Annotated in this window: 11 protein-coding genes; 3 read left to right on the top strand and 8 right to left on the bottom strand. The window is 68.3% G+C overall.

The annotated features are described in order from the left end of the window. On the bottom strand, positions 1-477 hold a 477-nt coding region (locus Q0982_RS21480; protein ID WP_299399593.1), incomplete at its 3' end, for a methylmalonyl-CoA mutase family protein. Positions 478-695: 218 nt separating this feature from the next. On the opposite strand from Q0982_RS21480, the gene Q0982_RS21475 reads away from it, so the two are divergent. Further along, positions 696-1,025, top strand: a complete 330-nt coding sequence (locus Q0982_RS21475) for a hypothetical protein (RefSeq protein WP_299399590.1) — start codon at positions 696-698, stop codon at positions 1,023-1,025. 73 nt (positions 1,026-1,098) lie between these two features. Here Q0982_RS21475 and nrtS read toward each other — a convergent pair whose 3' ends face one another. Then, positions 1,099-1,329, bottom strand: coding sequence for a nitrate/nitrite transporter NrtS (gene nrtS / locus Q0982_RS21470; protein WP_299399588.1), 231 nt, complete (start codon positions 1,327-1,329; stop codon positions 1,099-1,101). A gap of 265 nt (positions 1,330-1,594) precedes the next feature. On the opposite strand from nrtS, the gene Q0982_RS21465 reads away from it, so the two are divergent. Further along, positions 1,595-2,464 carry a GyrI-like domain-containing protein gene (locus Q0982_RS21465; protein ID WP_299399585.1) on the top strand — a complete coding sequence of 290 codons (870 nt, stop codon included), beginning with the start codon at positions 1,595-1,597 and terminating at the stop codon, positions 2,462-2,464. 45 nt (positions 2,465-2,509) lie between these two features. On the opposite strand, the gene Q0982_RS21460 is transcribed toward Q0982_RS21465, so the two are convergent. The 5 genes from Q0982_RS21460 to Q0982_RS21440 form a co-directional block, all read right to left on the bottom strand. Next, positions 2,510-3,682, bottom strand: a complete 1,173-nt coding sequence (locus Q0982_RS21460; protein WP_299399582.1) for a YbfB/YjiJ family MFS transporter — start codon at positions 3,680-3,682, stop codon at positions 2,510-2,512. A 96-nt stretch (positions 3,683-3,778) separates the two neighbouring features. After that, complete coding sequence (locus Q0982_RS21455; protein ID WP_299399579.1) at positions 3,779-4,366, bottom strand: histidine phosphatase family protein; 588 nt, start codon at positions 4,364-4,366, stop codon at positions 3,779-3,781. 91 nt (positions 4,367-4,457) lie between these two features. After that, positions 4,458-6,275: an adenylate/guanylate cyclase domain-containing protein gene (locus tag Q0982_RS21450; protein WP_299399576.1), complete on the bottom strand. Its 1,818-nt coding sequence runs from the start codon at positions 6,273-6,275 to the stop codon at positions 4,458-4,460. A 42-nt stretch (positions 6,276-6,317) separates the two neighbouring features. Then, positions 6,318-7,193 (bottom strand): TIGR01459 family HAD-type hydrolase, encoded by an 876-nt coding sequence (locus Q0982_RS21445; RefSeq protein ID WP_299399573.1) that lies wholly within the window; start codon positions 7,191-7,193, stop codon positions 6,318-6,320. A 113-nt stretch (positions 7,194-7,306) separates the two neighbouring features. Next, positions 7,307-8,668: an EAL domain-containing protein gene (locus Q0982_RS21440; RefSeq protein ID WP_299399571.1), complete on the bottom strand. Its 1,362-nt coding sequence runs from the start codon at positions 8,666-8,668 to the stop codon at positions 7,307-7,309. 250 nt (positions 8,669-8,918) lie between these two features. Here Q0982_RS21440 and arsC point away from each other — a divergent pair, with 250 nt between their 5' ends. Beyond that, positions 8,919-9,266 (top strand): arsenate reductase (glutaredoxin), encoded by a 348-nt coding sequence (gene arsC / locus Q0982_RS21435; protein ID WP_299399569.1) that lies wholly within the window; start codon positions 8,919-8,921, stop codon positions 9,264-9,266. 171 nt (positions 9,267-9,437) lie between these two features. On the opposite strand, the gene Q0982_RS21430 is transcribed toward arsC, so the two are convergent. Continuing rightward, the gene (locus tag Q0982_RS21430; RefSeq protein WP_299399567.1) at positions 9,438-10,520 is read right to left on the bottom strand and encodes a quinone-dependent dihydroorotate dehydrogenase; all 1,083 of its coding nucleotides are present in this window, start codon (positions 10,518-10,520) and stop codon (positions 9,438-9,440) included. Position 10,521 lies beyond the last annotated feature (1 nt).

Below are 10,521 nucleotides of genomic sequence, written 5' to 3'. Positions count from 1 at the left end.
CATGGTCATGGAGACCGACATCTCGTCCAGCGGGATGCCGTCGAAGAGGATCTTCATGTCCTCCACGGAATCGATGGCCACCCCCGCCTTGCCGACGTCGCCGACGACGCGCGGATGGTCGGAGTCATAGCCGCGGTGCGTGGCCAGATCGAAGGCGACCGAGAGCCCCTTCTGCCCGGCGGCCAGGTTGGCGCGGTAGAAGGCGTTGGAGGCCTCGGCGGTGGAAAAGCCGGCGTACTGGCGCAGGGTCCAGGGCCGCCCGGCGTACATCGTGGCCCGCGGGCCGCGGGTGAAGGGCGCGAAGCCCGGCAGGCTCCCGACCGTTTCCAGCCCCTCCAGGTCTTCCGCCGTGTAGAGCGGCTTGACGGCGATGCCCTCCGGCGTCTCCCAGGTCAGGGACTCCGCCGCGGCGCCCTTCAGCTCCTTCGCCGCCAGGGCCTGCCAGTCCGCCAGGGTCTTCTCCGGCCAATCGCTCATCGTCTCCGCCCTCGTCTCATCGCCGGCCAAGCCGGCGCAGGCTGGCCATTTCGCAGGTGCAGTATAAGCGGACGAACGGTCTGGGGCAAAGAAGACAAGCTGGCGTCCGCGCTCTGGGGTTGGACCGAACGAAGGTCACGCGGCAAAGGCGAACCGGTCTTTCTGTGGACCCGACCAACGGATTGACCGTTTCACCGCCACTTTTCCGGAGTTCCTCAATGATCAATCTCACGACCCGACCCGCCGTCAAAGCGGCGCTCTTCGCCATGGCCGCCATGGTTGCGACAGGGGGCCTCGTCACTGTCAGCGAAGCTGGCTCTCCCCAAAAACCCAGCAACCCTGCGGCCATTCAGCAACAAGACAGCAAGCCCGCTACTCCGGGTCTGAGAGGAAACGGCACCAGCGCAAGCCCCGCCGCCAAGAAGTCACAACAGGAGAGGGAAGACGAAATTTGGCTCAAGGCCTGCTTGCTTTCCGACGGCGGAATCAGCACCAACCCCGACGGTTCCACCAGCTGCACCAAGGCGGACGGAACCCGGGTCTGGTGACCTCAGCGGACCGTTTGCCGACTGCAGAAACCCGATCCCTCTTCCCACCGTGGGGAGAGGGATCTCTCATTTGTCACTCTGGGCCGTCGCCCCGCCCCAGCAGCGCCGAAACGGCGCCGTAGGTGGCGACACCGTAGGGGACGAGGTAGGTCAGCAGGGCCTTCATCAGGTCGAGGCCCTGGCCGGCGATGAGGCGGTCGCCCTGGTTGATCGCCACCAGCGCAGTGCCAACGACCAGCGCCACGGTCACCGAGCGGCGCACTACGGCCGGGCGAAGGGCAACGGCAAGCCATCGTTTCGTCATTCCTTGGTCCCCTTTGCTGCCAACATAGCGCAGTCCCCCTCACCCTCCCACTTCGTGGGCGGTATCTCCCCCTCACCTTCCCGCTGTCGCGGGTCCCTCCCTCTCCCGCGAGGGGAGAGGGTTAACTCGGCAGGTCGCCCTTCTTCATTTCCGCAAGACAGATCAAGCGGGCTTCGGATAGGTCTTGGGGCGCGCCCAGAGGCCACGAACCAGAGGCCGATGCCGAGAGAGCGCCCAAGAGAACCGCGAGCGAGGGAGCCCGCCCATGAGCCAAAGAGAGACCACACAGCAGGCCTGGCTGGGCCGCTTCGTCCGGGTGAGCGACTACATCACCGCGCATCTGGAGGAGGACCTGGACCTGGACCGCCTGGCCGAGGTGGCCTGCCTCTCGCCCTACCACTTCCACCGCTGCTGGCACGCCTTCACCGGCGAGACCCTGGCCCAGATGGTGACGCGCCTGCGCCTGCACCACGCCGCCAACGCGCTCATCAAGGACGACGACCCTGTGGAGGCCGTGGCCCGCGCGGCGGGCTACGGCTCGGCCGCCGCCTTCACCCGGGCCTTCTCCCGCGCCTTCGGGCGCAGCCCGGCGGTCTACCGCACCGAAGGGCGGCTCGACCCGCCCATCACCCTCAGCCCCCCGAAAGAAGGAAACTCCGCAATGCATGACGTCCGTATCGAAGAGGTGGAGCCGGTCACCCTGGCCGCGATCCGCCACGTCGGCCCCTACCTGGAGGTCGAGAAGCCCTTTAACCAGGTCTTCGCCTGGGCCATGGGCGCCGGCCAGATGGGGCCCGAGACCCGAGTCATCGGCATCTACCACGACGACCCGGGTGCGGTGGCGGAAGAGGACCTGCGCTCCGACGTCGGCATCTCGGTGGAACCCGGCACGGCGGTGAAGGAGCCGATCCACCTGGTGGACGTGCCCGGCGGGCGCCATGCCATCCTGCGCTTCAAAGGTGCCTATGCCGAACTGCTCGGCGCCTACAACTGGTTCTTCGGCACCTGGCTGCCGCAGAGCGGCGAGGAGCCGGGGGACGCCCCCTGCATGGAGTATTATCTCACCAACCCCCGCGAGGTGGCGCCCGCGGACAACATCACCGAGATCCACATGCCCCTGAAGGGATGCCAATGAAGGGCTGTCGCTGAAGGGATGACGTGCGGTTTCGGCAGATCGCGGTCAGGCGCGGCGCCAGTCCATGGTGAGAGCGAAGGCCACCAGCAGAGCCGCGGCGGCCACCAGGCTGGGCAGCAGGAAGGACTGGCCGAAGCCATAGGCATAGCCGGCGAAGCTGGGGCCGATCATCTGGCCGAGGCCGAAGGCCGCCGTCATCAGGGCGATGGAGCGGCGCGGGTCGCCGGCGGTGAGGCTGCGGGCGTAGACCAGGCCCAGGGCGGTGATGCCCATGAAGGTCCCGCCCAGCAGTGCCGCGGCCAGCAGCACCGATAGAGCGCCGCTGCCGAGGACGGAGAGCGCCACGCCCAGACCCTCCGCCAGGCAGGCCAGCGCGAAGCCGCGGGCCTTGCCGAGGCGCCCGGCCACCCAGGTCCAGAAGGCCACCGAGGGCACGGCAGCAAGACCCACGGTCAGCCAGACATAGGGCTCCAGCCAGCGGATCTCCGGCGTCAGGCGCACCAGGGTGGAGAGGAAGGTCGCGGTGATGACGTAGCCGAACCCGAAGAGCCCATAGGCGACGATAAGGGCGACCAGCCTGCGGCGGTCGCCGTCCTGCGCGGCCCCGCGTGGCGGCGATGAGGCGCCCTCCGGCTCCGGCGGGATCAGCTTGACCGCCGCGGCCAAGGCGAGCAGGGAGACCGCACCGCTGGCCAGCCAGAGGTCGCGCCAGTCGCTGCCCTGGGCGGCCAGAACGGCGACCAGCACGGCGGAGAGCGCGATGCCGCAGCCGACGCCGGCGAAGTGCAGCGCGGAGAACCCGGGTTTCCCCGCCGCGGCGAGACGGTCCAGAACCAGCGCCGAAGAGAACACGAGGACGAAGGCGCTGGCCACGCCGCCGGCGAAGCGCAGCACCAGGAACAGGACCAGCGATGTCTCGGCAGCCATGGCAGCGGTGGTTAGCGCTGAGACTGCCAGCGCCGCCAGAAACCAGCGCCGCCGCCCGCCGGGCAGTGCCGCCTTGGCGGCGGCCAGGGCGCCCAGCAGATAGCCGAGGAAGTTGGCCGAGGCGACGATGCCCGCCTGCGCCTGGCTGAGCCCCAGGCTCTCCACCATGAAGGGCAGGATCGGCGTGTAGACGAAGCGCCCGATGCCCATGGCAGCGGCCAGCGCGATACAGCCGCCCAGCGCCACCGCCGCCGCCCCCTGTGCCGGTATCGTCCCGCTGTCGCTGGTCATGGTTGCAAGGCTAGCACGCGGCGCTAGCGGCCGACGTGCAAATCCCGCCGGGCAGCTTCCCGCAGGCGGGAGCGCCGGCTTGGGGCGCCACAACCGTCAGGGCGCCGTGATCGTGCCCACCACCTCCGGCCGGTCGCTGCCGTTGGGCCGCAGGACGAGACCGCCGCCCGCGTCCGCCGCTTCGAGCCCGATGATGTTGAAGGCATGGGTATGGCCGACCAGCACCAGCGGCGGACCCTCGCCGGGCGCCTCCAAGGCAACGATGAAGCGGCGCAGCCCGTCGTAGACCGCATCCTTGTCGCCCATGCGCCAGTGGAAATAGTTCAGGGCGGGCTCTTCGGTGACTGTGCCGAGATCCAGCAGTTCGGCAGTCTGCAGAGCCCGGCAGTACTGGCTGCTGAGCAGGCGCAGTTCGGTAATCCCGGCGGCAAGGAAGCGTTGCTTAAGCTCCGCCGCCTGCTTGCGGCCGGCCGCGCCGACCTGCCGCTGTGTCCGGCAATCCGCCAGGTCGAGGTCGTCGGAGTCGCTGCCGCCCGCCTTCACATGACGCAGCAGCACCACGTAGCCGCCAGCTTTCAGTTTTGAAAGATCGAAGTCCGCGGCATCGGCCGGCGCGGAAACCATGACAAACGACGACACCAGAAGCAGCGCTGCCAGGACGTGCCCAAAGAAACCAGTCCCCATATCCCCCTCACTCCAGTCGTGAGCGCCTGCTCGTCAGGAGCGCCTGTCTGGCCCTTTTAGCGCCAATCCCGCAGCAGCGCCACCGCCTGACCTAAAGGCGCACCCGGCAATAGGCGACCGGCTGCTCGAAGCCCTTGAGCTGAGTGGTCTCGTGAACGCAATCCTGATCCTGGAGCAAGGCCGCGACCGCACCCTCCTCGCTGACCGACTGCGAAACGACCAGGTCGCCGCCTTCGCTCTTGCCCTGCAGGCGCGCGGCCATGTTGACCGTGCTGCCGAAGTAGTCGAGGCGGCCGTTCAGGGTGACGGCGATGCAGGGACCTTCGTGCACGCCCAGCTTGATGACCACCGGCATCTCCTCGCGGGCATTGCCCCCTTCGCGCGCGTTAAAATCCGCGACCTCGTGCTGGACAGCAAGCGCGGCTGCAACCGCATCGGCCGGCGTGGCGAAGGCGGCCATGACCGCATCGCCGATGGTTTTCACCACCGCGCCGTTGTGGCGCCGTACGATGGCGCCGAGAAAGGCAAAGTGGTCGCGCACCAGGTGATAGGCCGCGGCATCGCCGATACGCCCGTAGAGCTCCGTCGAACGCCTGAGGTCGGTGAACAGAAGGGAAATGCGCGCGACAGCCACCTCGTCGCCGGGCCGCAGGACCTGATCGGAGAAGAGGTCGCGGAAGGCCTGCAGCGCCGTCACCCGGTCAGCGGTCAGGGCATCGCGCACCCAGCGCCGTTCCTCCACGATCACGGTGAGCGGCCGGGCGGTGCGGTTGTGCAGAACAGTTCTTCCTGCCTGTCCCGCCGGGGTCGCGGTGATGCTGTCGTTGTCGAGGGTCACTTCCGGTAAAGCCGATTCCTCCGCGAGATCGACAATGCATTCCGGCCCCGGCTCCAGTGTGCGCAAGGCATAGCGGCCCGGCGGCAGATCGCAGGGTTCGGCCAGGTTTTCGCCCGGTGCCAGGGTCCGCTGCAGCCAGATGTGCGGCGTCGACATCGGCCCGAAGAGGCAGTGCTCGCCGCTGCCCAGCGGGCGGACCGCCGCTGCCGGCTGGAAGCTGAGTTCGACGTTGCGCGAGAAGTCGCGCTCATAGTCGATGTTGCAGCTGTCGCAGTGTGCGCCCTGCGGCAGGCCATCCAGCGCTTCCACCGCCGCCTTGGGAATGCGGCAGCGCGGGCAGAGCAGATCCCAGCGCATGTCGAGCAGGCCGGCGCGCACCGCCTCCAGGCAGAGCTCGATGGCGGCGCGCTCCTCCACCTGCCAGCGCCGGGCCAGCGCCAGCGGCCTGAGATGAACGAGGTCGGCCTCCTGCGCCGTCAGCAGATGCTCGGCCAGGCGCGCGGCGAGGCCATGGCCATGGGGTCCGGCCTCAATGGCGGCGACCAGCTCCGCCACCTTGGTCCGGACAGCCGGGTCGGGTGTCGGTGCCGTGAAGGTGAAGGGCTCGACCGACAGGCCCCCGGCGAAGCGGTCGGCGTCGGCGGCCAATCCGGCGAAGGTCTTGGCGGTCGATTCGAAGAACCCGGTTTTCAGCATCAGCCGGCCCAGCAGGTTGGCCGGGGTCGCGGTCAGCGTGTAGTCGCCGCGGCAGCCCCTGCCATCCGGTCCGGGCGAGAGCTCCAGGCGCGCCGTCAGGTCCTTCAGGGGGCCGTTCAGGAACTCGCGGCGATGCTCGAACCAACGCCCGGCCACCCAGTTCACCGGGATCTCGCGCCAGGCGATCGTGAAAGGACCGCGCTTCATGCGGCCCTCGTAGAGCACAGACCCGTCCGGCTGCGCCGTCTCGCTGACCTCGTAACGGGGCAGGCCGGCAGCCTCGTTGAAGCGCACGGTATCTGCCAGCAGCGGCCAGATGGCCTCTGCCGGGTTCTCGAACTCCCAGTGAAAGGTACGGCTCTGCGGCTGTGCCATCCCTTCGGTCCTCCGGGTGGCAGGGCCGTGCGAGGCCCGGCTCTACCAGCGCATGAACGGCATGACCGCGCTCGGCGCGGCGGGCGCGTCGGCGATCATGGCAGCGTAACGGTCGGGATCGATGATCCCCTCCTTATCTACGCCCAATTCCTCGCCATGGATGCCGGCAGCGACGAAAATACAGTCGATACCCGCCGCCGCTGCGCCGGCCACATCCGTCCGCAGGGAATCGCCGATGGCGGCAATCCGCTCCGGGGCGATACCGGGAAGCAGGTCGAAGCAGGTCAGGTAAACCTCCGGATGCGGCTTGCCGTGCCAGCGCACCTCGCCGCCGCGCTGCTCGAACGCGAGCGCGATGGCCCCGGCGCAGATCTCCCGCTTGCCGCCGCGGACGACCACCAGATCCGGATTGGTGCAGATCATCGGCAGGCCGAGCCCAAGGGCCTGGCCGATGAAATCGTCATAGGTCTCGACGCTGTCGAGGGGACTGAGGTTCCCGGTGTTGAGGATGAAGTCGGCCTGCTCCAGGCTTTCGACGAAGTCCAGATCCAGCCCCTCGCGCATGCCGTGGTCGCGCTCCGGCCCCAGGTGGTAGCAGCGCCGCCCCAGCGCCCGGTACCAGGGATCGCGCCGCTGGCTCAGGTGCTGCCAGGCATCCTCGCCGGAGGACATCAGGGCATCGGGCAGCTTGGGGTCGATCCCCAGTTCCGCGTTGCGCGCAACGATGACATCCACCCGCCGCGGCGCGTTGGAGAGGATGACCGAGCGCTTGCCGGCGGCCTTCAGCGCCTTCAGGGCCGCCACCGCGTCCGGGAAAGCGGCGATCCCGTCGTGCATGACGCCCCAGAGATCGACGATGAAGGCGTCATAGCGGTCGGCCAGGGCGGCAAGACCCGGGTAGAAGGACGGATGGGACATGAAAGCTCCGCGAGGCCACTAAGGCGTGTCGGCGCCCTTCTGCCACAGCGCGGGGCCCATGCAAAGGGTATTGGGCGCAAAAGAGGTTGGGCGCAAAGAGGATTGGGTGGGCTTTAGGCCGCCGGGCGGGCGAGACGCGGCTCGCCGAAGAGGTAGCCCTGGGCGCAGTCGATGCCGAGGTCGAGCACCTCCACCAGGGCATCCTCGTCCTCCACCTTCTCGGCGACCAGACGGATGCCGTAGTCCTTGAGACCGGCCTGCAGCCGCTCGCCCTTCTCGGGCTCGGCGAGCAGCGCTTCGGCGCGGACCTTGACGAAGTGAAACTCCCGCGCCGCCAGAGCGGCCGGATCGATGTCCAGGTCGATGACGCCGTCCAGCGAGAAGCGGCAGCCGAGATCGGCGAGGCGCTTCAGATAGATGCCGGCGCTGGCGTCCCAGGCGTTGTAGTCGGTCTGTGGGAACTCGAAGATCAGGTTGCGGGTCAGTTCGCGGTTGCTCTCCAGAAAGTCGACGAAATCGGCGAAGAAAACGTCGTCGCCCAGGGTCAGACTGGAGATGTTGCAGAAGAAGTCGAGCTTCTCGTTGCGCCGCTGGATCTTGCGGATGAGCTGGATGCAGCGGATCAGCAGCATGTTGTCGATCGCCGCCACCAGGCCCTCGCGCTCAGCGAGATTGATGTACTGCTCCGGCAGGATCATGAATCCGTCGGTGGTGCGCAGGCGCGAGAAGCACTCGTAGTAGCGGCGCTTGCGCTGCGGCAGCAGGACGATGGGCTGCAACACCAGATCGATGCGGTCGTCGCGCAGCGCCTGGCGCGCCACCTCCAGCACTGCCGCCTCGTCGAGGCCGAGCGCGACCGGCGGCAGGACACCGGCTTTCTTTTCTGCTTCGTTGGCGTTGGCGGGGGCGGGGGCCGGCGCAGGCGCCACCGCGTCTTCGCTGTTCGCGCGGCTTTCTGCCGGACGCGGCCGCAAGGGATGCGGCTTTGCAGGCGGTGCCGCAGTCAGTTGCTTCACCGCCGGTCCATTCGCTGCCTGCGACGCCTGGGATGCGGCAGACGGCTCTTCCGCTTCCGCAGCCTGCCGAGGCGCCTTGGAGGACTTGGCGAGCCGGGTGATCAGCGACTGCAGCACCTTGACCTCGGCAATCACCTCGTCGACCGACTTGCCGGACTTGCTGACGCCGCCTGCAGACTCCAGGGCTTCGCGCAATACCGCCAGCTCCCGGCGGGTCCAGCTCAGTTCTTCCAGGGCGTCGCCCTGGGCAACCCGCAGGGAGAGCAGCTTCTGCGCAAGAAAGGTTTCCCGGCCCAGGCGGGCGTAAACCTCGTGCAGCAGACCGCCGGCCAGGAGCACCGCCAGGGCGAGGCCGATGGCGCTGCGGGCATCAATCAGCGGATGCCAGCCGGGGCCGTAAAGCAGCACCGCCGCCGCAGCCGCGCCGTAGCAGAGGAAGATCGCCAGGTGCCTAAGCATCGCGGCGACCCGGCATCGCCGCGCACCGCCGCCAGGCGCGCAGGTTCGTGGAGAGGATAGGCCGATCCATGGCGCCTACTCTGCCGGGCCAGTCTTGAAAGAGGGTTAACGGAGTCTTGCGGCCTGCGACCGGCGGTGCCGTCCACCAAACCGCGGCAGGGGCGCTTGACGGACGCGCCCCCGCGCAGCAGAAAGCTTTCTGGCCCCGGCGAGAGCCCGGAAGGCCTACCAGGAAGCAAGGACACGGACGATGACGGTTACCCTCTATCACAATCCGCGCTGCAGCAAATCGCGCCAGACCCTGGCCCTGCTCCAGGAGCACGGCGTCGAGCCCCGGATCGTGGAATACCTGAAGACGCCGCCGGACGCGGGAACCCTGGATGCCATCCTGAAGCAGTTGGAGATGGAGCCGCGCGATCTCATGCGGCGCAAGGAAGCCCCTTACAAGGAGCTCAATCTGCAGGACGAGGGCCTCAGCCGCAGCGCGCTGATTGCGGCCATGGTGGAACACCCGATCCTGATCGAACGGCCGATCGTCACCAAGGGATCGAAGGCGGCCCTGGGCCGGCCGCCGGAAAGCGTTCTCGAGATCCTTTAGCCCGCCGATGAAAGCAGGGAACAGCGGCGATATGCTTCGAGACGTTCGCTACGCTCACTCCTCAGCATGAGGGTCGGCTGTTTCACCCTTTCGATCCTCATCCTGAGGAGCGTGCCTGAGGCGCGCGTCTCGAAGGATGGCGGTCGCTAAGCCCCTTCCTTCAGCAGCATCCTAGCCGCTGTAGCGGTGGTCGGCGCCCACGGCGGCGGCCAGGGACTCGAAACCGTCGTCCCGCAGCAGGCGGGCGAGTTCCCGCTTGATGCGCGTCACCAGGGCGGGCCCCTGATAGATCAGCGCTGTGTAGAGCTGCACCAGGGAGGCCCCGGCGCGGATCTTGCGGTAGGCATCGGCGCCGGAGGCGATGCCGCCGACCCCGATCAGCGGCAGCCTGCCTTCGGTCAGGCGGTAGAGATCCGACAGCACGGCGGTGGAGGCGGCGAACAGCGGCTGGCCGGAAAGGCCGCCGCCCTCGGCCCTGGCAGAGCCGCGCAGACTGTCCGGTCTTTCGATGGTGGTGTTGGTGGCGATGATCCCGGCAACCCCGGCGGCAAGGCAGACGGCCGCGATGTCCTGCTTGTCTTCCTCGGTGAGGTCCGGCGCGATCTTCAACAGCAGCGGCGGGGCCGGTGACGGCAGGGCGGCTGTGACACGGCCCAGCAGGTCCTCCAGTTCGCCGCGCCCCTGCAGAGCCCGCAGGCCCGGCGTGTTGGGCGAGGAGACGTTGACCACCAGATAGTCGGCCAGCGGTGCGAGGGCTGCGGCACCCTGGGCATAGTCACCTGCCGCATCGGCGCTGTCTCTGTTCTTGCCCAGGTTGATGCCGACGAGGCCCTGTCGCTCTCCCTTCGATGAGCCTGCCCGATAGGCTCTCAGCCGCTGCGCTGCCGCCTCGAGTCCGCCGCTGTTGAAGCCGAGCCGGTTGATCACCGCCGCGTCGTCGGGCAGGCGAAAGATCCGCGGCTTGGGATTGCCGCCTTGCGGGCGCGGCGTGATGCTGCCCACCTCGACGAAGCCGAAGCCGAGCGCGAGCATCGGCGCCATGACCTCGGCGTCCTTGTCGAACCCCGCGGAGAGACCCACCGGATTGGAAAAGGCGCGTCCCCAGATCCGGGTTGCCAGCAGCGGGTCGTCGGGCTCCGTGACGCGCGGCGCCAGGCCCGCGGCCAGGGCCTTCAGAGTGAGGCTGTGCGCGGTCTCCGGGTCCAGAAGCCTGAGTCCGGGGCCGATCAGCCGATCAAAGAGAAAAGACGCCACG

Source organism: Pelagibius sp., assembly GCF_028281305.1.
In the GTDB taxonomy this organism is placed as follows: domain Bacteria; phylum Pseudomonadota; class Alphaproteobacteria; order Kiloniellales; family Kiloniellaceae; genus Pelagibius.
Note: the sequence above shows the minus strand (reverse complement) of the source record. Positions and strands in the feature narration are given on the sequence as shown.